The sequence below is a fragment of the Micromonospora sp. CA-269861 genome (assembly GCF_050948505.1).
Taxonomy (GTDB): Bacteria; Actinomycetota; Actinomycetes; order Mycobacteriales; family Micromonosporaceae; genus Micromonospora.
In genome coordinates, this window is record NZ_CP192014.1 from 5,002,439 (window position 1) to 5,024,409 (window position 21,971).

Annotated in this window: 21 protein-coding genes and 3 pseudogenes; 9 read left to right on the forward strand and 15 right to left on the reverse strand. The window is 72.9% G+C overall.

The window, feature by feature from the left end:
- Positions 1-40: 40 nt before the first annotated feature.
- Genes ACQP0U_RS22755 through ACQP0U_RS22765 form a run of 3 tightly spaced genes read right to left on the reverse strand, consistent with a single transcriptional unit; the run spans position 41 to position 3,902 of the window.
- On the reverse strand, positions 41-1,660 hold the full coding sequence (locus tag ACQP0U_RS22755; RefSeq protein WP_433310483.1) for a prenyltransferase: 1,620 nt from the start codon (positions 1,658-1,660) through the stop codon (positions 41-43).
- The gene (locus ACQP0U_RS22760) at positions 1,657-2,568 is read right to left on the reverse strand and encodes a terpene synthase family protein (protein ID WP_433310485.1); all 912 of its coding nucleotides are present in this window, start codon (positions 2,566-2,568) and stop codon (positions 1,657-1,659) included. The genes ACQP0U_RS22755 and ACQP0U_RS22760 overlap by 4 nt, the downstream gene beginning before the upstream one ends.
- Positions 2,565-3,902 (reverse strand): cytochrome P450, encoded by a 1,338-nt coding sequence (locus ACQP0U_RS22765; protein WP_433321050.1) that lies wholly within the window; start codon positions 3,900-3,902, stop codon positions 2,565-2,567. Before ACQP0U_RS22765 ends, ACQP0U_RS22760 begins: the two co-directional genes overlap by 4 nt.
- Positions 3,903-4,346: 444 nt before the next feature.
- Between ACQP0U_RS22765 and ACQP0U_RS22770 the strand changes: the two genes are divergently transcribed.
- On the forward strand, positions 4,347-4,595 hold the full coding sequence (locus ACQP0U_RS22770) for a DUF2630 family protein (RefSeq protein ID WP_091403743.1): 249 nt from the start codon (positions 4,347-4,349) through the stop codon (positions 4,593-4,595).
- Between the two features lie 44 nt (positions 4,596-4,639).
- Here ACQP0U_RS22770 and ACQP0U_RS22775 read toward each other — a convergent pair whose 3' ends face one another.
- The 3 genes from ACQP0U_RS22775 to ACQP0U_RS22785 all read right to left on the reverse strand — a co-directional run bounded on the left by ACQP0U_RS22775 (position 4,640) and on the right by ACQP0U_RS22785 (position 7,389).
- On the reverse strand, positions 4,640-5,572 hold the full coding sequence (locus ACQP0U_RS22775; protein ID WP_433310488.1) for a serine protein kinase RIO: 933 nt from the start codon (positions 5,570-5,572) through the stop codon (positions 4,640-4,642).
- A 246-nt stretch (positions 5,573-5,818) separates the two neighbouring features.
- Positions 5,819-6,463, reverse strand: a complete 645-nt coding sequence (locus ACQP0U_RS22780; RefSeq protein ID WP_433310491.1) for an HAD family hydrolase — start codon at positions 6,461-6,463, stop codon at positions 5,819-5,821.
- Positions 6,464-6,528: 65 nt separating this feature from the next.
- Entirely contained in the window at positions 6,529-7,389 is an 861-nt protein-coding gene (locus ACQP0U_RS22785) for a carbon-nitrogen hydrolase family protein (RefSeq protein WP_433310494.1), read from the reverse strand.
- Between the two features lie 77 nt (positions 7,390-7,466).
- Here ACQP0U_RS22785 and ACQP0U_RS22790 point away from each other — a divergent pair, with 77 nt between their 5' ends.
- The 6 genes and pseudogenes from ACQP0U_RS22790 (at position 7,467) to mug (ending at position 11,811) form a co-directional block, all read left to right on the forward strand.
- On the forward strand, positions 7,467-8,039 hold the full coding sequence (locus ACQP0U_RS22790) for a TetR/AcrR family transcriptional regulator (protein WP_030337284.1): 573 nt from the start codon (positions 7,467-7,469) through the stop codon (positions 8,037-8,039).
- Between the two features lie 81 nt (positions 8,040-8,120).
- Positions 8,121-9,032, forward strand: a pseudogene (locus tag ACQP0U_RS22795) (TIGR04222 domain-containing membrane protein); the annotation flags it as partial.
- 7 nt (positions 9,033-9,039) lie between these two features.
- Positions 9,040-9,858 (forward strand): DUF692 domain-containing protein, encoded by an 819-nt coding sequence (locus tag ACQP0U_RS22800; RefSeq protein WP_433310498.1) that lies wholly within the window; start codon positions 9,040-9,042, stop codon positions 9,856-9,858.
- Positions 9,855-10,398: pseudogene (locus tag ACQP0U_RS22805) on the forward strand (hypothetical protein). The gene ACQP0U_RS22800 and the pseudogene ACQP0U_RS22805 overlap by 4 nt, the downstream one beginning before the upstream one ends.
- Positions 10,383-11,143: pseudogene (locus ACQP0U_RS22810) on the forward strand (SDR family oxidoreductase). The pseudogenes ACQP0U_RS22805 and ACQP0U_RS22810 overlap by 16 nt, the downstream one beginning before the upstream one ends.
- Before the next feature lie 125 nt (positions 11,144-11,268).
- Positions 11,269-11,811, forward strand: a complete 543-nt coding sequence (mug, locus tag ACQP0U_RS22815; protein WP_433321053.1) for a G/U mismatch-specific DNA glycosylase — start codon at positions 11,269-11,271, stop codon at positions 11,809-11,811.
- A 55-nt stretch (positions 11,812-11,866) separates the two neighbouring features.
- On the opposite strand, the gene ACQP0U_RS22820 is transcribed toward mug, so the two are convergent.
- The 3 genes from ACQP0U_RS22820 to ACQP0U_RS22830 all read right to left on the reverse strand — a co-directional run bounded on the left by ACQP0U_RS22820 (position 11,867) and on the right by ACQP0U_RS22830 (position 14,999).
- Positions 11,867-13,843 (reverse strand): ABC transporter ATP-binding protein, encoded by a 1,977-nt coding sequence (locus ACQP0U_RS22820; RefSeq protein ID WP_433321056.1) that lies wholly within the window; start codon positions 13,841-13,843, stop codon positions 11,867-11,869.
- A 114-nt stretch (positions 13,844-13,957) separates the two neighbouring features.
- Entirely contained in the window at positions 13,958-14,725 is a 768-nt protein-coding gene (locus tag ACQP0U_RS22825) for an enoyl-CoA hydratase/isomerase family protein (protein ID WP_433310501.1), read from the reverse strand.
- A 46-nt stretch (positions 14,726-14,771) separates the two neighbouring features.
- On the reverse strand, positions 14,772-14,999 hold the full coding sequence (locus tag ACQP0U_RS22830) for a helix-turn-helix domain-containing protein (protein WP_007462679.1): 228 nt from the start codon (positions 14,997-14,999) through the stop codon (positions 14,772-14,774).
- A gap of 210 nt (positions 15,000-15,209) precedes the next feature.
- Between ACQP0U_RS22830 and ACQP0U_RS22835 the strand changes: the two genes are divergently transcribed.
- Entirely contained in the window at positions 15,210-15,809 is a 600-nt protein-coding gene (locus tag ACQP0U_RS22835) for a cadmium resistance transporter (protein WP_433310504.1), read from the forward strand.
- A 23-nt stretch (positions 15,810-15,832) separates the two neighbouring features.
- Here the strand turns inward: ACQP0U_RS22835 and ACQP0U_RS22840 are convergent, their stop codons facing one another.
- Positions 15,833-17,437, reverse strand: coding sequence for an ABC-F family ATP-binding cassette domain-containing protein (locus ACQP0U_RS22840; RefSeq protein WP_433310507.1), 1,605 nt, complete (start codon positions 17,435-17,437; stop codon positions 15,833-15,835).
- Between the two features lie 263 nt (positions 17,438-17,700).
- Here ACQP0U_RS22840 and ypfJ point away from each other — a divergent pair, with 263 nt between their 5' ends.
- Entirely contained in the window at positions 17,701-18,624 is a 924-nt protein-coding gene (gene ypfJ, locus ACQP0U_RS22845; protein ID WP_433310509.1) for a KPN_02809 family neutral zinc metallopeptidase, read from the forward strand.
- A 115-nt stretch (positions 18,625-18,739) separates the two neighbouring features.
- On the opposite strand, the gene ACQP0U_RS22850 is transcribed toward ypfJ, so the two are convergent.
- From ACQP0U_RS22850 to ACQP0U_RS22870, 5 genes are all read right to left on the reverse strand, one after another.
- Positions 18,740-19,099, reverse strand: coding sequence for a YybH family protein (locus ACQP0U_RS22850; RefSeq protein WP_433310512.1), 360 nt, complete (start codon positions 19,097-19,099; stop codon positions 18,740-18,742).
- 78 nt (positions 19,100-19,177) lie between these two features.
- Positions 19,178-19,477 (reverse strand): muconolactone Delta-isomerase family protein, encoded by a 300-nt coding sequence (locus ACQP0U_RS22855; RefSeq protein WP_433310515.1) that lies wholly within the window; start codon positions 19,475-19,477, stop codon positions 19,178-19,180.
- Between the two features lie 91 nt (positions 19,478-19,568).
- On the reverse strand, positions 19,569-20,216 hold the full coding sequence (locus ACQP0U_RS22860) for an acVLRF1 family peptidyl-tRNA hydrolase (RefSeq protein WP_433310517.1): 648 nt from the start codon (positions 20,214-20,216) through the stop codon (positions 19,569-19,571).
- Between the two features lie 134 nt (positions 20,217-20,350).
- The gene (locus tag ACQP0U_RS22865; protein ID WP_433310520.1) at positions 20,351-20,983 is read right to left on the reverse strand and encodes a LysE family transporter; all 633 of its coding nucleotides are present in this window, start codon (positions 20,981-20,983) and stop codon (positions 20,351-20,353) included.
- A 281-nt stretch (positions 20,984-21,264) separates the two neighbouring features.
- Positions 21,265-21,873: a TIGR03086 family metal-binding protein gene (locus tag ACQP0U_RS22870; protein WP_433310523.1), complete on the reverse strand. Its 609-nt coding sequence runs from the start codon at positions 21,871-21,873 to the stop codon at positions 21,265-21,267.
- Positions 21,874-21,971: the final 98 nt, after the last annotated feature.

Sequence of the window (21,971 nt, forward strand, 5' to 3'; positions counted from 1 at the left end):
GCTGAGGCTCTGCGTACGCTAGCAGTGTCCACACAACCCCTCAAGTCGCTGTTTTTGTTGACTGGTAACCGCAATCCACCACCGATCGGTCCACGCTCGAGGCACGTATGCCGGCCAGCCGGCAGGCGGCGAGCACCGAGGCGCGAACGATGACTGTCGGACAGTACAGCTCCTTGCCGTACCACAGTGGAGGGTGCTCCCGGGCGGCGGATTCGTGCAGGTAGGCGTGCCCGCGGGCCACGGCGTCGTCGACCCGCGGCACCGTCGTCGGCACCGTCAACAGCACCTGGAGGGCGTACGCGGTCTCCTCGGCGGTGCCGTTCCACCGCCCCCACGAGCCGTCCGCGCGCTGGCTGTTCAGCACCCAGCCGGCCGCCCGATCCACCGCCTCGGCAGCCGCCGCGCCCCTCCCGAACTCGGCAAGCGCCAGCACGCAGCAGGCGGTCGCGTAGTACGGCGAGGCGTGCCACCGGTCCTGCCACGCGCCGTCCGCGCGCTGACGCCCGGTGAGCACCGTGCTCAGCCGGTCGACGGCCCGGTGATAGCGGGCATCCGCGTCCGGGTGCCGGCTCAGGTGCTGACCGAAGGCGTCCAGCACGTGGGCATTTGTGGTGACCGAGAAGCCGTCCTCCCCCGGCCAGGTGCAGAAACCGTCAGCCGTCTCGTACGCCCACAGGCTGGCCGGGTCCGCCGGACGGCCGAGCCGGGCCAACGCGCCGAGGGACACCGATGTGGTGTCGGCGTCGGTCGGGAGGCCGTCGCCGGTGGCGATGCCCTGGCCGGCGGTGGCAGCCGTCAGGCTCTCCAGCACGGCGGCCGGCGGGTCGATCGTGAACCCGGCGCGGGACAGGCCGCTCAGCACCCAGGCCCGCTCGAAGACGGTGATCGGTGCCGGGCAGGGCACCGGGCCGCCTCCGTCGCGGATCAGCACCCGCAGGAAGGCGTGTGCGGAGGGGCCGGCGGCCGGGCCGGCCACGGTCAGCCAGGCCGCGGTCGCGGCGGGTGAGGCGCCGACCGCGGTGAGCGTGGGGCCGGCGTCGGCGGGTACCGCGTCCAGGATCTCGTAGAAGTGGGCCAGCTTCGGTGGCAGCGTCGCTCCCGCGGCCACCGCGGACCGCACCGCGCGCAGCCGGTCCCGGTTCAGCCCGCCGGGCAGCGGCAACGGCGGGCGGGGCAGTCGGGCGGCGGTGGCGGGCTCCAGCCGGGCGAGCCGGTCGTTGATGGTGTCGACCAGCGCCGGAACGATGAGGTCCAGCGCGGGGGTGTCCGGCAGGGTCCGCGCGTCGGTGGGGAGCAGCGTGCCGACGAGCGCCCCGAGCCCCCGGGCCACCGGGGCGAGCAGTTTCGTCCCGGCCCTGCCGTCGGCGAGTGCCGCGAGCAACGCGTCGGTTGCGCTCAGCGTCGGCACCAGGGCGTACCCCTCGGGTGGGCCCCACGCCCCGTCCGGGCGCTGACTGCGCAGCAGGAACGCGATCCGCCGGTGGTGACCGGTCAGCCAGGGTGCGACGGCGACCAGCCGCCCGGTCTCGTACACCGACGCGGCGACCTGCCCCCACGGCCGCAGACCGAGGCCGGCGACCAACTCGTGGGCGGTGGCGGCGACCGGGTCGGCGGCGGTGACCGCGTCGGCGTACACCCGGGTGGTGGCGCAGTTACTCACCGCGCGCCCCAGAAGTCCGACAGTTGGTAGAAGCCCCCGGTGAAGGAGATCTGCCGGTTGAGGTAGTCCGCCTGGCGGGGGCACCGCTCGGCGAGGGCGGCCAGGTCCCCCCGGGACCGGGCGGTCAGCTCGGCCAGCCGGTCGTGCACCTGCGCCGGGTCGTCGACAAGCGAAAGGGCGTTCAGGTCACCCCATTCGGCGTCCCGACCGTGGGTGGCCAGGTCGTTGACCAGCCGCAGTACGCGCTGCACACCACGACCGGCGTCCAGCAGGTCGGTCAGCTGGGCGAGGGTCCTCTCGTCGCCGGTCGCGATCCAGTGGGTGACGTTGACGAAGGAGCAGGCGAGGTTGTCCGCGTTGTCCAGGTAGCGGTCCAGGTCCGGCAGGCGCCGCCCGGTGGTCGGGTCGGTCGGCAGGTGCTTCCAGTCCCACTCCCGCGCCACGGCGGCCAACATCCGGGCCAGTTCGTCGCGCCAGATCGGCCGCAGCCGGACGAACGCCGGCACCGCGCTCAGCTCGTCGCGCAGGTCGGCCAGCAGTCGGGCCAGGTGTCGCCCCGGTGGCGGCGCCGCGCCGTCGGCCACCGCGAGGCAGTCGGTCACCACCTCCCGGACGTCGTCGACGGACCGCGCGAGGTAGTCGACCTGCCAGTCGGCGGCGAAGACCCAGAGCAGGGTACGGGTGGTGATCCGCAGTTCCGCGGCTGTGTGCCACGGCGCGGTGAATGCGATGGCGGTGGCCACCGAGCTGAGCAGTGCCGGGTCGAACGGCGCGGCGTCGAACAGCTCCGGGTGAGCGGCGGTGACATCCTGGAGGTCGCGTACGCCGCGTACGGCGAGCGCGCACACCCGGCCCTGCTCGGCGACCGCGTCCTGACCGGCCCGCGCCGGTCGCGGGGTCTCCGTCACGATGCGACCGGACGCTCGACCGGGGTGAGGATGACCTCGGCCCGCTGCTTGGGTTGCAGCGAGGCGCCCATCCGAGGGGTGAGGTCGACCGGTTCGCGTAGCCGGAAGCGGTAGCGGCTCAGCACGGTGCTGACGATGAGCTGGGCCTCCAGCAGGAACAGGTACTGCCCGAGGCACTGGTGGGGGCCTCCGCCGAATGGGAAGTAGGAGTAGCGGTAGCGCCGCCGGGGCAGCTCCGGCGCGAACCGCTCCGGGTCGAAGAGCGCCGGGTCGGTCCAGAACGTCGACATCCGCTGGGTGACGTACGGGCTGACCAGCACGGTGCCGCCGGCCTTGATCCGCACCCCGCCCAGCACGTCGTCGCCGACCGCGGTGCGCGGGATCATCCAGCCCGCCGGGTAGAGCCGCAGCATCTCGTCGAGCACCATCCGGCCGTACCGCAGTTGGGGCAGGTGCTCGCGGCCGACCCGTTCGGCGCCGACCACCCGTTCGATCTCGTCGGTCATCCGCTCGGCCACGTCGGGTCGGGACGCCAGGACCGGCCAGAGCCAGGAGAGCAGGGCGATGGTGGTCTCGGTGGCGGTGGAGAACATCGCGACCACGTCGCCGCGGATCGCGTACTCGTCGGGTTCGCTGCCATCGGCGCGCGGCCGGCAGAGCGTGGAGATGATGTCGTCGCCGTCGGTGGGGTGGGCCCGGGCCTCCCGGATGATCGGCAGCACCACCTCGTCGATGGTGCGCACCGCCTCGCGGAAAGGCCGGTCGCCGGGCATCGGCACCGCGTACGGCACGGCGGGCATCAGCAGTCGGGGCAGCATCGCGGTGGTGACGGTGTCCAGCGCGGCGCTGATCCGCAGGGCATCGGGGACCGAGATCCGGTCGGCGAAGAGCACCCGCATGGTGGTGCGCAGGACGATCCGGGTCAGCTCGGCGCCACCGTCGATCGGGCGACCGGCGAGGGCCGGTTCGAGCCACTCGTCGACCGCCTCGTTGATCGCCTCGGCCATCCTGTCGACGAGCGTCTCGGCGCGCTTGGCGGTGAACAACGGTTGCAGCGCGCCTCGGCTGGACTCCCAGATCTCACCCTCGGCGACCAGGATGGCGTCACCGACGATTCGACGCACGGGTCGCCAGAGCAACCCGTCGCCGTCCCGGGTGTAGTTGGCAACGTTGTCGCGCAGGACGCGTTGCAGGTGCTCAGGATGGCTGACCAGATAGGGGCGGAACGAGCCGAGGTTGAGCCGAATGACCTCGCCGTCGGCGGCCTGCGCGAAGTCGACGAGCGCGCCCAGCGGGTCGCGGACCAGTGCGGGCAGTACGCGCCGTAACGGGATTGTCCGGGGTTCGGTGCTGACGGTGGCGGGGCGCGCCTCGGACACCTGCGACATCGAACCACGTCTCCTCGTCGTCCCGGCGACCGCAGCGGTCCACTTCGGTCGGGCAGGTTGATGAAACTTTCACCTTCTGGGCCGACGGAAGCATCTCACCAAACGAGGGGCACCTCCAGACTTGCGGACGGCGCAATTTCCATCTAAGCGTACGCACGCACATCGATGTCCCGTGTCGAGCGAATCCTGAATGGATAGTCAGGCGCGACACCGCGCCGGGCAGGCTGACAAACGAGCGCGACGGGCGCAACGGCCACCTGCCGCCAACGCGACCGCGGCATCCGCACCGGCCGGGCAACCTCGGGCCAGCCGGTGCGGGTCGGTGACCCCTGACGCACCGGTACCCCCGAATCCGGGCGACGCACGGCACCCTGTGCCAGGCTCTGTGGCATGGACGACAAGACCATCCTGAACCGGATATCCGAGCTGGTCGACGAGGAACACAAGCTGCGTGCCGACGCCCAGGCCCACGAGTCGGGCACCGAGGGCGAGGCCAGCGAGCGACTGCGCGCCCTGGAGGAGTCCCTCGACCAGTGCTGGGACCTGCTGCGCCGCCGACGGGCCGCCCGGGAGACCCACGGCGACCCGGACGCCCAGGGCGAACGCCCCAAGCCCGAGGTGGAGCGCTACCTGCAATAGCCGGCGGGGCGGGTCGAGCGGTGTGGCCGCCCGACCCGCCCCGGTCAGCGGAGGCCCGCCTCGCGCAGCAACTCTGCTGTCAACGTGCCGGGATCGACCTGCTCGGTGGGGAGACCACGGGCCGCGAACCAGGTGCCCACCACCCGCACATCGCGGGCCAGGAACTCCGGCCCCTGCGGGTTCGCCACCACGTCGACCACCTGCGGCAGGTCGATCACGACCAGCCGACCCTGGTGCACGAGCAGGTTGTACGGCGACAGGTCGCCGTGCGCGTAGCCGGCCCGGGCCAGCACCCGCAGCGCCTCCACCAGTTGGGCCCACAGGTCACGCAGCTCGGCCGGGCCGGGTCGCAGCTGAGCCAGTCGGGGTGCCGCCTCCCCCGACTCGGCGTCACCGACGAACTCCAGCATCAGCTCGGTGCCCCGTAGCTGCACCGGGTACGGCACGGCGATCCGGTCGTGCCCGGCGCCGATCTCCCAGAGCCGACTCAGCGCGGCGAACTCGGCCGCGGCCCACTGCCCGGCGATCATCTGCCGGCCGAACGCCGTCCGACCGGCCATCGCCCGGTTCTCCCGGGACCGGCGCACCCGACGGCCCTCCAGGTAGCCGGCATCGCGGTGGAACAGCCGATGCTCGGGATCCCGGTAGCGTTTCACCGCGAGCAGGCAGGACCGGTCGGTGTCGGGCACCGCCCGACGGACCAGGTGGACGTCCGCCTCCTTGCCGGTCTTCAACACACCCAGCTCGGTGTCCTTGGCGGCCAACTCGGTGACCAGCCAGACCGGGTGCGGTTGTGGCCCGTGCACGGCGTCGTCCCAGGACGACCAGCGCTGGCCGGTGTCCGGGTCGGGCTCGCTGTCCGGGTCCGCGAGCGGCTCGGTGGGCCGCCCGCGCTTCAGAAACTGCGGTTCGTCGTCGTCGAAGCGGCTCTTGCCGCGGCTGCGGCGCTCGAGCGCCGGAAGGTCATGATCGCGCACTGTGGTGAGGTTCCCTTGGTCGAGGCTGAGATAGGCAGCTGAAAGCGACCTGCGAAGACGGCCATGACCGACCCCCTCTCCTCAACCGGGCACACGCCCGGGTTGCACGATGCGCGGACAATGCTCGTACCACCACGGCGGGCGGTCAACCGAATTACCGAGCCACCACCCGAACGGCGGCCCCGGCGCACGATCGCCGGCGCGATGGTCGCCGTGTCACGGGGCGACCGGCAGCGCGGGCGCCACTCAGCGGGCGAGGACGGTGGCGACCGCGGCGATCAACCCGTCCACCGTGCGGCTCGGCGCGAACCGGGCATCCGACCAGGTGCGCCCCCGGTGCAGCCAGACACTCGGCAGCCCGACGGCGGCGGCGCCGCCGATGTCCGCCTCCGGGCTGTCGCCGATCACCCACGCCCCCCGCAGCGGCATCCGGACCCGCTGGGCGGCGAGCGCGAAGATCCTTGGGTTGGGCTTGCTGACGCCAGCCTCCTCGGAGATCACCCAGTCCGCGACGTACTGGTCCAGCCCGGTGCGGCGAATCTTGGCGTCCTCGACGCGTACGGTGCCGTTGCAGACCACCACCGGCACCCAGCCAGCGTCGTCGGCGATCCGCAGCGCGCAGGCGGTCAGCGGGTCGAGCCGGGTCTGCGCCACCACCCCGTCGTGCAGCTCCTCGACCAGGTCGATCGAGGGAATGCGCAGCTCGTAGCGGTCCCGGATGGCGTCGGCGAGGTCCCAGCGGTCGGTCAGACCGTCGGCGTCGATCGAGACCAGCCAGTCGATGTCGGTGTGGGGCGCGCCGATGCTGTCCAGGAAGCGCTCACCCCAGCGGCGGAACGGCCCGGCCCGATCCAGCAGGGTGTTGTCCAGGTCCAGCAGGAGCAGTGGCACTCGGGCACCCTACGGGACCGACGTGTCCGCCAACAGATGCGGCGGGTATCGGCCTGACGAAGTGCTCAGCCAGGCATCGACACCCGCGGGCCGCCCTGGTCCGACAGCCGATCGACGAGCATCGAGTGGGCCGCCCGGGTGGCCGCGAGCACGGCGGGATCCAGCGTCGCCACGAGCACCGCCGTGCCGTCGTCGGCCCCGCGCGCCAGCACCCGCCCCTCGGGGTCGTACACGGCCGCGCCGCCGTTGAACCGCCACGGCTCGACGCCGCCGACCGCGTTGGCGAAGACCACGAACATGGTGTTGTCCAGGGCACGCGCGGCGTAGTAGAGATCCCGGCGGTGCTCGGAGCCAGCCAGGTATCCGCTGGGGCACAGGTAGGCGTGCGCGCCGTCGAGGGCGGCGGCGCGGCCGTGCTCGGGGAAACAGCCGTCGTAGCAGATGCCCAGCCCGAGCCGCCAGTCGTCGACGAGCAGCGTGGCACCCCGGTCGCCGGGGCTGAACAACTCTCGTTCGTCGCCCCACAACTGCTGCTTGTCGTACCCGACCCGCACCTGGCCGGCCCGGTCGACCACCAGCGCCGCGATGGTCCGCCGGCCGTCCGGGTGCCGGACGGCCGCGCCGACAAGCGCGGTGACACCGGCCTCGCGCGCCGCGACCCGCAGCGGGTCGAGCCGGGGATCCGCGACCACCCCGGCCGGGTCGGCCGCGACGTCAGTGCCGGCCGGGTCGGCGGCGAGGGCCGGCGGGTGGTACGCGCAGAGGAACAGCTCCGGCAGGACCGCCACGCGAGCGCCCCACTCGCCGGCTTGGCGGACCAGGTCGGCGGCGACGACCGCGTTGCCGGCGACGTCGCCGGGCGTGGGGGTGGCCTGGACGGCGGCCACCGTCAGCGGGGAGGCGGGCAGCGTGCGGGGCTGGGTCACCGGGCGATGGTAATCGGAGACGTCCCAAGCCGTACGTACGGTTTGCATGCCCCGGGGTGACCTGCAACGATCGACGTGTGCCCAGAGTAAGCCAGGACCAGCTCGACGCGCGCCGGCAGGAGATCCTCGCCGCAGCCCGGGCGTGTTTCGCCCGGCTCGGCTACGAGGGAGCGACAGTACGCCGCCTCGAGGAGGCCACCGGCCTGTCCCGTGGCGCGATCTTCCACCACTTCCGCGACAAGGACTCGCTGTTCCTGGCCGTCGCCGAGGACGACGCCGCTGCCATGGTCGAGACGGTCGCCCGCAACGGCCTGGTCCAGGTCATGCGCGACCTGCTCGCCCGCGCCGTCTCCCCGGACACCACCGGCTGGCTGGGCAGCCAACTGGAGGTCTCCCGGCGGCTGCGCACCGACCCGGCGTTCGCCAAGCGGTGGGCCGAGCGGTCCGCCGCAATCGCGGAGGCGACCCGGGACCGGCTGGCCCGCCAGCGCGACGCCGGGGTGCTGCGCGAGGACGTCCCGATCGACGTGCTGGCCCAGTTCCTGGAGCTGGCCTACGACGGCCTGGTGCTGCACCTGGCCATGGGCCGACCGGCGGGCGACCTGGGCCCGGTGCTCGACCTCGTCGAGGAGGCGGTCCGCCGCCACTGACCACGCGGACACCGGCCTGTCGACCGTGGCGGGGCTGCTCCACAATGGGGCCGCCGATCCCTCCGGTGACAGGAGCAGTCGATGATCGTCCACGCCGCGTCCGGCGACACCTGGGGCATCTCCGGCCCGACCTTCCTCCGGTACTACATCGCGGCGGCCATCATCGTGGCGGCGGTCGCGGCGTACCACCGGATCCGCCTGCTGACCGTCCCGGCGCACGCCACACCCGACCCACTCGGACCACAGCAGGTCGCCTACCTCAACGGTGGCCCCCAACTCGCGGTGCACGCCGCGCTGGGCGGGCTGCGCGGCAGCGGCGCGGTCGGCGTACGACCGGACCGTCGACTGACCACCGTCGGCGCCGCCCCGACCGGGCTCACCCCACTGGACCAGGCCATCCACTGGGCCGCCCACCAGCACGCGCGGGTCCGGGACCTGCCACAGGACGAGCGGGTACGCGTCGCGCTGCACCAGATCCGCAACGGCCTGGAGCAGCGCGGGCTGCTGACGACCGACGCGCAGCGCGCCCGTGCCCGCTTCTGGACCACCCTCCTGATCGCCCTGCTGGGTCTCGGTGTGCTCCGGCTGGTCTCCGGCCTGTTCGGCGGTCGCCCGGTCGGCTACCTGCTGCTGACGCTGGCCACGCTCCTGATCGTCACGCTGGTGCTGCGCCGGGCTCCCACGCTCACCCGGGCCGGACGAGCCGCCCTCCGCTCCGTCCGCCGCCAGCACACCCACCTCGCCCCCGCCTCCGCGCCGGCCTACGCCACCTACGGAGCGGCCGGCGCGGCGATGAGCGTGGCCCTGTACGGCACCGCCTCGCTCTGGGTACTCGACCCGGGCTTCGCCGAGCAGGCCGAGATCCAGCGCCAGGCCGCCTCCGGCAGCGGCTGGGCCGGAGGGTCCGACGGGTCCTCGGGCGGCGGCGACAGCTCCGGTGGAGACGGCGGCAGCTCCTGCGGCGGCGGAGGCGGGTGCGGCGGAGGCGGGGGTGCGGCGGATGACCGGCCCATCCGGCGTCGGCATCGGCTGGCGCCCGGAGATCGCCGGCTTCGTGGCCGAGCTGCCCGGCCTGCGCTTCGTCGAGGTGGTGGCCGAGGGGGTGCCCGCCACCGGGCCGCTCCCGCCCGGGCTGACCCAGCTACGGGAACGCGCGGTGACCGTCGTACCCCATGGGGTGCGGCTCTCCCTCGGCGGCGCCGAGCCGGTCGACCCGGCCCGGGTCGCCCACCTGGCCGCGGTGGCACAGCGCCTGGACGCCCCACTGGTCAGCGAGCACATCGCGTTCGTCAGGGCCGGCGGACTGGAGGCCGGCCACCTGCTGCCGCTGCCGCGCAGCCGCGAAGCCGTCGACGCGGTCTGCGCCAACGTGGCGCGGGCACAGGCCGAGCTTCCGGTGCCGATCGCGTTGGAACCGATCGCCGCGTTGGTCGACTGGCCCGACGACGAACTGGACGAGGCGGACTTCCTCACCGAGATCCTCGACCGGACCGGGGCCCTGCTGCTGCTGGACGTGGCCAACGTGCACGCCAACGCCCGCAACCGGGGCACCGACCCGCTCGCGTTGCTGGGCCGCCTGCCGCTGGAGCGCATCGCGTACGCCCACGTGGCCGGCGGCGCGGAGCACGGCGGTTTCTACCACGACACCCACACCGACCCGGTGCCGGCAGCGGTGCTGGAACTGGTCAGCGCGCTCTGCGCCCGGCGGCGACCACCGGCGCTGCTGCTGGAGCGCGACGGCCACTACCCGCCGGCCGCCGAACTCCGCGCCGAACTGGACGCCCTGGCCGCCGCCGCGGGCTTCCCGGCCGTGACATGACGGGCGCACCCGACGGCGACTCCGCGCCCACGCCCCGCGCAGGGCTCGCCGAACGGCAGGCCGAGCTGGTCGCGGCGCTGGTCGCCGGTGGCGCCCCACCGGCGGGGTTCGCGCCGGGCCCGCTGGCCGCCACCCGCACGGCCCTGCTGCGCAAGCGCGCTGGCGAGGTGGCCCGGCACTGGCCACTGCTCGCCGCCGGCCTCGGTGCCGGGTGGTCGACCATCTTCGCCGACTGGGCGGCCCGACGACCCACCGCCGGATCACTGCGCGACGGTTGGGACCTGGCCCGGGCGCTGCACGACCGGCACGCGCTCCCCGGCAGCCGCCGAGGAGTTGGCCGTCCGGGAGGCACGCCTGCGCTACGACGGGCTCCGGGCGCCGCGTCCGCGCCGAATGCCGGCGGTGGGCCGCGCCGGCGGCGCCGTCGCGGTGCAGATCGCCGGCCGGGTACGCCTGCTGCGCCCCGCCCCACGGGCCGCCACCCGCGCTGGCGACGGCGTACCGGATGCGGCAGGATCGGAGTTATGGATCTCGGACTGACCGACCGCGTGTACGTCCTCACCGGCGCCTCCCGGGGCCTCGGTTACGCGACCGCGCAGAGCCTGGTCGCCGACGGCGCGCGGGTGGTGCTCTCGGCCCGGGACGCGGACGCGGTGGCCGCCGCCGCACAACAGCTGGGTGGCCCGGAGCACGCCGTCGGGCTGACCGCGGACCTGACCGACCCGGAGACCCCGGAGCAGCTCGTCGCCGCCGCCCACGAGCACTTCGGCCGGCTCGACGGCGCGCTGATCTCGGTCGGCGGCCCACCGGCGGGCAACGCGGCGGCGATCACCGACGAGCAGTGGCGACTCTCCTTCGAAACGGTCTTCCTGGGCACCATCCGCGCGGTCCGTACGATCGCCGCCGCACTGCCCGAGGGCGGCGCCATCGGGCTGGTGCTCTCCACCTCGGCCCGCGGCCCGGTGCCCGGCCTCGGCATCTCCAACGGTCTACGACCCGGCCTGGTCGGCGCGGCCAAGGACATCTCCGACGACTACGGCCCGCGTGGCGTCCGGGTGGTCGGGCTGCTGCCCGGCCGGATCATGACCGACCGCAACCGGGAACTCTTCGCCGCGACCGGCGACCCGGAGCGCGCCCGCGCCGACGCGGAGGCCACCATCCCGCTGCGCCGCCTCGGCGACCCCGCCGAGTTCGGCCGGGTGGCCGCGTTCGTGCTCTCCCCGCCGCGAGCTACCTCACCGGGATCACCCTGCCGGTCGACGGCGGCGCGCTGCGCGGGCTGTGACACCCGGCCGGGCCCGAGCCACCCGCGCGGCAACGGCGGACGGAGCTGCCCGGGACGCGGGCGCGGTCACGCCCGAGACGACCCGCGCGGCGACGGCGGGCCGGGTCCGGCCGACCCGCGCGGATCTGGCGGCGGCCGCGGACCGGACCATCCCCGACGTCCTCGCGCCGGGGCTGGCGGTGCTCTTCGTCGGCATCAACCCGGGCCTGTGGTCGGCCGCGACCGGATGGCACTTCGCCCGGCCCGGCAACCGGTTCTGGCCCGCCCTGCACCGGGGCGGGTTCACACCCCGGCTGCTGCACCCCGGCGAGCAGGACGAGCTGCCCGCGCTCGGGCTCGGCATCACCAACATGGCCGCCCGGGCCAGCGCCCGCGCGGACGAGCTGAGCGCCGGGGAACTCCTCGACGGCGCGGCGATCCTGACCGACAAGGTGGCCCGGTACCGGCCGCGCTGGGTGGCAGTGGTGGGGGTGACCGCGTACCGGATCGGTTTTCAGCGGCCGAAGGCCACCTTCGGGCCGCAACCGGAGGCGCTGGCCGACGCCCGGCTCTGGGTGCTGCCCAACCCGAGCGGCCTGAACGCGCACTTCACCCCGGTCACCCTGGGCCTGGCCTTCGCCGAACTGCGGGCGGCGACCGATCTGCCGGACCGCCGCGCCACCGGTTGACAACGCGCGGCGCTCGTCGGAGTGACCGCGCCGGACGCCACCCTCGGCGCAGAGGTCAGTTGGCGGCGGCGGGCGGCAGCACCTCGTCGGCGCGGTACGTGCCCAGCGGCATGACCACCGGCTCGGGGCCGGTCGCGTCGACGAACGGGGTGGGCGAGTCGGCGACCGCGAACTGGGTGCGGTACAGCTCGGCGTAGAGCCCACCGACCGCCACCAGCTCGTCGTGCCGCCCCCGCTCGACGATCCGTCCACCGTCCAGGACCAGGATCTGGTCGGCGTCGCGCACGGTGGAGAGCCGGTGCGCGATCACCAGCGCGGTACGCCCGGCCAGCGCCACCGACAGCGCCCGCTGCACCGCCGCCTCGCTCTCCGAATCCAGGTGTGCGGTCGCCTCGTCGAGGATCACGATCGACGGGGCCTTGAGCAGCAGTCGCGCGATCGCGATGCGCTGCTTCTCGCCACCGGAGAACCGGTAGCCGCGCTCCCCCACTGTGGTGTCCAGACCGTCGGGCAGCGCCCGAACCAGATCGGCCACCTGCGCCCCGGCCAGCGCGGCCCAGATCTCGTCGTCGGTGGCGTCCGGCTTGGCGTAGCGGAGATTCTCGGCGATCGTCTCGTGGAACAGGTGCGAATCCTGCGTGACCACACCGATCTCGTCCCGCAGAGAGGCGAGCGTCGCGTCGCGCACGTCCACCCCGCCGACGAGCACCTCACCGTCGCTGACGTCGTAGATCCGGGAGATGAGCATCGACAGCGTCGACTTGCCCGCCCCGGACGGGCCCACCAGCGCGACCATCTGCCCCGGCTCGACGCTGAACGAGACCCCCTTGAGGACCGGTTCGTTGATGGTCCGGTCGAGCGTGGCGACCTCCTCCAGGGAGGCGAGGGAGATCTCGGCGGCGCTCGGGTAGCGGAAACGCACGTCCCGGAAGTCGACCCGGCCGGCGCCCCGGGGCACCGGCACCGCGTCGGGCTTCTCCACGATGCCCGGCTTGAGGTCGAGCACCTCGAAGACCCGGTCGAAGGAGACCAGCGCGCTCATCACGTCCACCCGGACGTTGGAGAGCGCGGTGAGCGGCCCGTAGAGGCGGGTGAGCAGCAGCGCGAGCGTCACCACGGTGCCGGCGCTGACGCCGCCGGTGACCGCGAGCCAGCCACCGAGACCGTAGGTCAACGCCTGCGCCAGTGAGGCGACGAGCAGCATCGCCACGAAGAACGTGCGGGAGTACATCGCGGACTGGATGCCGATGTCGCGGACCCGCTCGGCCCGGTCGCCGAACCGGCGGGCCTCGATCTCGGGCTGGCCGAAGAGCTTCACCAGCAGCGCGCCGGCCACCCCGAACCGCTCGGTCATCGTCGCGTTCATCTTGGCGTCGAGGTTGTACGCCTCGCGGGTGATGTCCGCCAGCCGTCGACCGACCCGGCGGGCCGGGATGATGAAGATCGGCAGCAGCACCAGGGAGAGCGCGGTGATCTGCCAGGAGAGGGTGAACATCACCGCCGCGGTGAGCACCAACTGGATGACGTTGCTGACCACACCGGACAGGGTGGAGGTGAACGCCCGCTGGGCGCCGAGCACGTCGTTGTTGAGCCTGCTGACCAGTGCGCCGGTCTGGGTACGGGTGAAGAACTGCAACGGCATCCGCTGCACGTGGTCGTAGACCCGGGTGCGCAGGTTGAAGATGATGCCCTCGCCGATGCGGGCGGAATACCATCGTTGGGCCAGCGACAGCAGCGCGTCGGCGACCGCCAGCGCGGCGATGAACAGGGCCAGCCGCACCACCAGCCGGCCGGCCTCGGTGCCGCCCCGGTTGATCGCGTTGATCACGTCACCGGCGAGCACCGGAGTCGCCACGCCGATGATGGCGGCCAACACCACGGTGGCCAGGAAGACGACGATGTCGCGCCGGTAGGGGTGGGCGAAGGCGACGATGCGGCGGGCCACCCCGCGCTTCAGCCGGTGGGTGGAGACCTCGTCGCGGTTGCGCATCGACCGGAGCATGCTCCACCCGGCCATGCCACCGCCGGACATCGGGTTGGACATCGCTCACCTCCGGGTTGCCGGGCAGACCGCACCGTCAGGTCAATTCTCCCGACGAGTGTGACAACCTCGGTCGTAACCCGGATCTTCCCGAGCGGTCCTTACCTATTCTCCAGTGCCGGCAAGGTCACGCAGTCGACGGGTCTGCGCCTCCCGCTCGGCGCGCTGCTGGTCGGCGTGCGAACGCCCGGCGGCACCGGCGAGCAACGCCTTGATCTCCACCACCGCGTCGCGGGCACCGGAGAGCAGGCCGGCGGTCAGGTCCCGCACCGCGTCGTCCAGTTCGGCCGGGGGAACGACAAGGGTGGCCAGCCCGATCCGGTCCGCCTCGGCGGCGTCCAACCGGCGGCCGGTCGCACAGATCTCCAACGCCCGCGCGTAGCCGACCAACTCGACGAGGCGTTTCGTGCCGGCCAGGTCAGGCACCAGACCGAGGGTCACCTCGGCCATCGACAGCTTCGCGTCCGCGGACAGCACTCGCAGGTCACAGGCGAGCGCGAGCTGGAAACCGGCACCGATCGCGTGGCCCTGCACGGCCGCGACGGAGACGACATCCGGCCGGTGCAGCCAGGTGAACCCGGCCTGGAACTCCGCGATGCGCTCGGCGCACTCCTGCTCGGGCAGCGTGGCCAGCTCGGCGAACGACCCCGGCCCGGAGGCACCCGCCACCGCGAGGTCGAGGCCGGCCGAGAACGCGCGACCCTCACCACGGACCACCACCACCCGCACGTCGCCGGGCAGGTCGCGGGAGAAGTCGCTCATCGCTCGCCACATCGCGGGCGTCTGGGCGTTGAGCACGTCGGGCCGGCACAACGTCACCGTGGCGACCGGCCCGTCGCAAGTCAGCCGAACCCCGGTCGCCTCGGCGGTCACCGGACGTCCCGGGGCGCGGCGCTGGTGAACGACGCTGAGGGGCGGGTCACGCCTTCTTGCGGCGCCGGGCACCACCGCGCTGACGCAGCTGCACCCCGGACTCGGTGAGCACTCGGTGGATGAACCCGTAGGAACGGCCGGTCGAGGCCGCCAACGCGCGGATGCTCTCCCCCGAGGTGTACCGCTTTACCAGGTCCTTGGCGAGCGTCTGACGCTCGGCTCCGACGATCCGGCGACCCTTCTCAGTGCTGGTGGCTGTGCCAGTGGCTGCCATACTGTGTCCTCACGTCCCAGACTGTGCGGTTCGGATACGGTCCCACCTATTAGACCGCCTCGAACGATCATGCGCCAGATATCAACTCTTCGCCAACCGACACGCTATGCAATGTCAGCTTCCCGATAGAGTGATCCTGGCGATCAGGCCCGCCGCGGCGTCCGGGCGTACCACCGCTGGGGACTTGGCGGCGGCCCGTAGCCTTCGGTCGTGATCGACCTGTTGAGCACCGCAGGCGCGGCAGCCGTGGTCTTCGCCGCCACCGACATCGACGACATCGTCATCCTGACGCTGTTCTTCGTCGCGGCCCGCACCACCGGCCAACCCCGCACGTGGGAGATTGTCGCCGGCCAATACCTCGGCATCGGCGCGCTCGCGCTTGCCAGCGCGGTGATCGCGGGTGGACTTCTGGTGGTGCCCGACCCGTGGACCGGGCTGCTCGGCCTGCTGCCGATCGCGCTCGGCGTACGCGCGCTGCGCGGCTCGGACGACGACGAGGCGCCGGCGGTCGTCACCGGAGCGCTCGGCGTGGCCGGGGTGACGATCGCGAACGGCGCCGACAACGTCGCGGTCTACGTACCCGTCTTCCGGGCCTTCGGTGTGGCCGACAGCGCGGTGTTCCTGCTGGTCTTCGTGCTGCTGATCGCGCTGTGGTGCGTGGCCGGGGCCTGGCTGGGCGGGCACCGGAGGGTGGTCCGGCTGGTCGAGCGGGCCGGCGCCTGGCTGGTGCCGACGATCTTCATCGCCATCGGGCTGGTGATCCTGGTCAGCTCCGGCGTGCTCGGCCGACTTGTCGACCTGCTCGGCTGAGAGCCGGCCGACAGTGTTCCCGGTCAGGCCAGCTCGACCAGTTCGAGCAGGTCGTCGCTCCAGGCGTCCTCGTCGCCGTCGGGCAGCAGGATGGCCCGGTCCGGCTTGAGCGCCAGCACCGCACCCGGGTCGTGGGTGACCAGGACGATCGCACCGGGATAGTTGGCGATGGCGTCGAGCACCTGCTCCCGGCTGACCGGGTCGAGGTTGTTCGTCGGCTCGTCGAGCAACAGCACGTTGGCGCCGGAACAGACCAGGGTGGACAGGGCGAGCCTGGTCTTCTCGCCGCCGGAGAGCACGCCGGCCGGCTTGTTCACGTCGTCGCCGGAGAAGAGGAACGCGCCAAGGATCTTGCGCAGGTCGGTGTCGGACTGCTCGACGGCGGCGGCGCGCATGTTCTCCAGCACCGTCCGCTCCACGTCCAGCGTCTCGTGCTCCTGGGCGTAGTAGCCCAGCCGCAGGCCGTGGCCGGCGTGCACCTCGCCGGTGTCCGGGCTGAGCAACCCGCCGAGCATCCGCAGCAGAGTCGTCTTGCCGGCGCCGTTGAGCCCGAGGATGGCCACCCGGGAGCCCCGGTCCACCGCCACGTTGACGTCGGTGAAGATCTCCAGCGAGCCGTACGACTTGGAGAGGCCGGTCGCCGTGAGTGGGGTCTTGCCGCACGGGGCGGGGCTGGGGAACCGCACCTTGGCAACCCGGTCGGCGACCCGCACCTCCTCCAGGCCGGAGATCAGCTTCTCGGCGCGCCGGGCCATGTTCTGCGCAGCCACGGTCTTGGTTGCCTTGGCCCGCATCTTGTCGGCCTGCGCCATCAGCGCGCCGGCCTTCTTCTCCGCGTTGGCCCGCTCCCGACGGCGGCGTCGCTCGTCGGTCTCGCGTGCCTCCAGGTACGCCTTCCAGCCCAGGTTGTACACGTCGACGACCGACCGGGTGGCGTCGAGGAACCAGACCTTGTTGACCACCGACTCCAGCAGCGCGCCATCGTGGGAGATCACGATGAGGCCGCCCTTGTGGTTGGCGAGGAAGCCCCGCAACCAGGTGATCGAGTCGGCGTCGAGGTGGTTGGTGGGCTCGTCGAGCAGCAGGATGCCGCCGCCGTTCTCACCCGCGTCGCGGAACAGGATCCGGGCCAGCTCGATGCGCCGGCGCTGACCACCGGAGAGGGTGCCGATGGTCTGCGCGAGCGCCCGGTCCGGTAGGCCGAGGTTGGCGCAGATCCGCGCGGCCTCAGCCTCGGCCGCGTACCCGCCGAGGGCGGCGAACTGGTCCTCCAGCGCGCCGTACCGACGGACCAGCTTGTCGTTGGCGTCCTCGGCGAGGCGGGCCTCGACCTCCTGCATCTGGGACATCAGCACATCCAGCCCGCGGGCCGAGAGCACCCGGTCGCGACCGGTGACCTCCAGGTCACCCGTGCGCGGGTCCTGCGGGAGGTAACCGATGGCGCTGCGCTGGTCGATCTGGCCGCCGTACGGCTGCCCCTCGCCGGCGAGCACCTTCAGCGTGGTGGTCTTGCCGGCGCCGTTGCGACCGACCAGGCCGATCCGATCACCGGGCTGCACGCGCAGGGTGGTGTCGGACAGCAGGATCCGGGAACCGGCACGCAGTTCCAGGCCGGTGGCAGTGATCATGTTTGCGGGCTCGCTCTCGGGGTTCGGAAGGCTGACTCGGGGCACGCGAAACGGCCGGCGGGCTCAAGGGGCCCGACGGCGCGGGGCGGTTCAGCCTTCGCAGCGCAGCACCTGACAAGTGTACCGGGCGTCGCCGGACGCCCCGCCCGGATTACCGATCAAGATCATCGGGTACGGGAACGCCTGTCCGGACCCCGTCCGGCACTCGATGGACGAAACGACACACAAAAGACACTCACCGGCATACGGCGATCGGGGTCACCATGGAACTCAACGAGCGGGCCGAAATCGACACCTCCCAGGTCAATGACGTGGGCCGTGGCGGTGGATCCGGCGGCGGCGGCCTCGGCATCCCGATCCCCGGCGGCGGCGGTCGCGGCGGCATCATCGGCATCGTGGTGGCAGTGCTCATCGCGCTGCTCGGCGGCGGTTTCGGCCTCAACGCCATGACCAACGGCGACGAGGGCGGTCAGGCCGGCGGCACCGACCTGGAGCAGCTCTGCTCACGCGACAACCCCCAGCGGCTCGAAGACCAGCGCTGCCGCAACGCGCTCTACGTCAACAGCATCCAGGGGTACTGGCAGAAGGCCTACCCGGAGCTGGGCAAGGGACAGTACGAACCGACCGACACCAACTTCTTCCAGGCCGCCGTGAACACCGGCTGCGGCCAGGCCGACTCGGGCGTCGGCCCGTTCTACTGCCCCGCCGACAAGCAGGTGTACATCGACCTGAGCTTCTACGACGAGCTGGCCTCCCGGTTCGGCGCCAAGGGCGAGTTCGCCCAGCCCTACGTACTCGCGCACGAGTACGGACACCACATCCAGAACCTGCTCGGCACCAACGCGAAGGCCGGCCAGGGCGACCAGAGCGGCCCCCGCTCCGCCTCGGTACGGCTGGAGTTGCAGGCCGACTGCTACGCCGGTGCCTGGGCCAAGCACGCCACCGAGAGCAAGGACAAGACCGGCCAGGAACCGCTGTTCACGTCCATCACCCAGGCCGACATCAGCGAGGCAGTGCAGGCCGCCGAGGCGATCGGCGACGACAGCATCCAGGAACGCTCCGGCGGGCGGGTCAACCCCGACCAGTTCACCCACGGCACCTCCGAGCAGCGCAAGCGCTGGTTCACCCAGGGCTACGACCGCGGTGACCCGAAGACCTGCGACACCTTCGGCACCGACCAGCTCTGACCTCGTCGCGAGATCGTGGCAGGCCCCCTCGGCGGGCCTGCCACGATCGCCGTTTTCGCAGTTCTGGCGGTTCTCGCCGTGCGAGCGGAACGGGATGGCCTCCGGCGGTCCCTTCTCAGGCGAGCCGCGAAACCTGGTAGTGGCCGATGAGCCAGTCCTCGTCGACCCGCCGCAGGAGCACGCCGAGGTTGACGGTCAGGGCCGGCCGGTCGGTGAAGCCGAACTCCACCTCCAGGTAGCCGAGCACGACGTCGTCGGCGAGACGACGGATCTCCCGGATGTCGTACGCGGCGGTCAGGCCGAGCGGCTGGCTGGCGTAGTACTCAGCGATGCCGGCACGACCGACGCTGTAGGGGTGCAACCCCTGGAAAATGGCGTCGTCGGTGAAGCACGCCGCGACCCGATCGGGCTCGTGGGCGTCGACCGCCGACTTCCACCGGTCCAGGACGGTACGCAGAATTTGAGCCTCGGACATGATGATCCCCCCTGCTGACGGACGTGCCCCGTTGCGTCAGTGTCGAGCTGCCTCACGGAAGGGCGAGCCCGTCCAGGCTCAGCGGGACGGCTGACCCGGGTCGTTCGGGTGCGGCGCCAACGGCGTCACGGTCTCGCGCCGCCAGGCGCGCAGCGGCATCGACGCGAGCACGGCTTCCAGCTCGTCGGCGTCGTCGGCCTGGAACAGCCCCCAGGTACGCCACTCCCCCGGCGCCAGCGGCGGCCGCCACAACCGCAGGAGGCTGCCCTGGGCGGTCAGCTCGGCCGAGCGCGCCGCCTCTCGCGCGCGCATGTCGGCGACCCCGTCGTCCGACGTTCCCCCCGGCACCGTCGTCACCATGTCAACCAGAAACTCCACGCGCCCATCCTCCGGCCACCAGCCGGGCGGCACGCCGGGAACCCCGTTTCGGGTGGCGGTCGTCTCCCCTCTGACACCGGGGTCCCCGAGGTCAGTCGGGGTCGCGCACCAGGATCCGTACCGCACGGGCCGCGCCCACCGCCGCGACCAGCACCGCGTGCCGGGGCTCCGGCACGTCGAGCAACCGCTCCGCCCGCAACGGCACGAGCGGGGCCAACCGCCGGTCGGCCAACACCCCGTCCACCGCCCGCCGGTCACCGCCACAGACCAGCGCGGCGAGCGTCGCCGCCTCCGGCAACAGCAGCCGTACGGCCAGGTCGGCCGCGTCGCCCAACGCCGCCTTCGCCTGGTTGTCGCGCCGGCGGGCGAACCGGTGCTGCGACCAACCCCCCGCAGCGGTACGCCCCTGCACGTACCGGGTGTCCACCTTGGAGACCACGAGGTCGGCGCCCTCGGCCACCCCGAGCGCCACCGCGCCCTTGCGGGCCAGCAGCAGGCCGATCCGGCGGGGCATGACGGCGGAGGCCACGAACCCGGCCACATCCACGCCGGCCGGCGCGCCCGGTGGGGCGTACAGCTCGGCGGTTGCCCCGTCCGGGGCGGCGAGCAGCAGGCCGTACTCCCGCGTGCTGGAGGTGGGCGGGCCGTGCCGGTCGGCGAAGCCCTCCACCCAGCGGCCGACGCGGGCCGGGTCGACCTCGACCCACCGGCCTCCGCCGGCTGCGGGTCGACTGGTCATCGCCCGACCGTACGGCACAACGAACCCGACCGGACCCCCGGGCGGCTCGGCGGCGCGACGCGGTCCGGCCGCCCGGCGCGGGCCCGGCGGGCCTGGTGCGGTCGGGCGTGGCCGGCGCGTTCGGGTGGTGACCGCTAGCCCGGCAGTAGCGCGGCCACCGCCAGCGCGGCGATGAGCGCGCTGGACACCAGGCCGGTGACCAGCCGGCCACGCGGCCCGGTCAGCGCCCGGCCGACCACAGTGCCACCGCCGGCGATGACCAGCTGCCAGCTCGCCGACGCCAGGAACACCCCGGCCACGAAGAGCGCCAGTGGGACCATGCCCGCCTCGGCCGTGTCCCGGCGGCCGAGCACCAGAGCGGTGAAGTAGAGCACCGTCATCGGGTTCAGCAGGGTCAACCCGAGCAGCGCCGCGTAGGCCCGCCCCGGAGTGCTCATCCCCCGACCAGCAGGTGCCGACGGTGGTCGCGGCGCACGGTGCGCGGACCAGGTCCGCCAGAGGCCGTGCCCGGCGAGCCCCAACAGGACCACTGCGGCAACCACCCGCAGTGGTCCGGCGACCGGTGCGATGATGCCGGCCAGGCCGGCGCCGCCGAGCACGGCCACCGCCGCGTAGAGCCCGTCCGCCGTCGCCACGGCGAGCGCCGCGGCCGCACCAACCCGGAACGAGGTTCGGGCACTGAGCCCCAGAACGAGAATCGCGATCGCGCCGACGGGGATGGCGACGCCGTAGCCGGCCACCAGACCGGCGAGGAACGCCCCGGTCACGGACGTCGGTGGCGGGTCGAGGCTCGTCCCCGGAACGGCCGCTGTCGACGCACGGCAGTCGCCGCACGGACAGGGACCTGCATCGGGTACGCCTCAATCACACGCGCATCCTCCGCGCCGCACCCGAGCCCCCGCCACCGATTTTCCCCGCGCCCCGCGCCCCGCGCCCCGCGCCAAGATCGTGCTCGAACCAGGATGTAGTGGCCTCGGCGACGCACCGAGGCCACTACATCAATGATTGAGCGCGATCTTGGCGCGGGGCCCGGGCGTCGGTCGACCGATCAGAGCCCGGCTCCGGACCACCGGGGGTCGCGGCCGAGGTAGGAGAGCAGGGCGGCGACCTCGTCGGCCTCCGGAGTGGGGTTGATCGCCGGGGCGTACGCGCCGTAGGCCCGCAGCGGCTCGACGATCTGCCGTGCCACCACCAGCAGGGGCCGGGCCAGTTCGACACGGAGCGGCGACGGCTGACCGGTGGCCACCGCGATGTCCCAGGCGTGCACTGCCGCGTCCAGGGCGCACGCTACGGCGCCGACCTCGGCGGGCAGCTTGCCCTGGGGCAGCGGGGTGGGCACCTCCGTGGCGTCGTCGGCGACACGCTTCCAGGCCCGAGCGGACGCGTCGAGGGCAGTGCGCAGGCCGGCCAGCTTGTCGCCGTCGATCCGACCGGATGGCGCGAACGGGTCCTCCGCCGGCCCCGGCCCACCGTCGATCGCCGCCGCGAAGCCGAGCTGGTCGCCGGTCGCGTGCTGGAGCACCTGGGTGACGTTCCACCGCTCGCACGGGGTGGGCCGCTCCCAGGCGTCGGCCGGAACCCCCTCGACGACCGTTCGAAGCACGTTGTGCGCGTCTTCGAGCACGATCCGCCACTGCCCCGCTGCCATCTCGGTCATCGTTCTACCCTCTCTGCCGGCTTCCAGCGAGCTACCCCGCCCGCCGCTGGAGCGGAATATTCCGCTCCGTTCACTGAAGTTAGCTTAGCAGAGCGGAA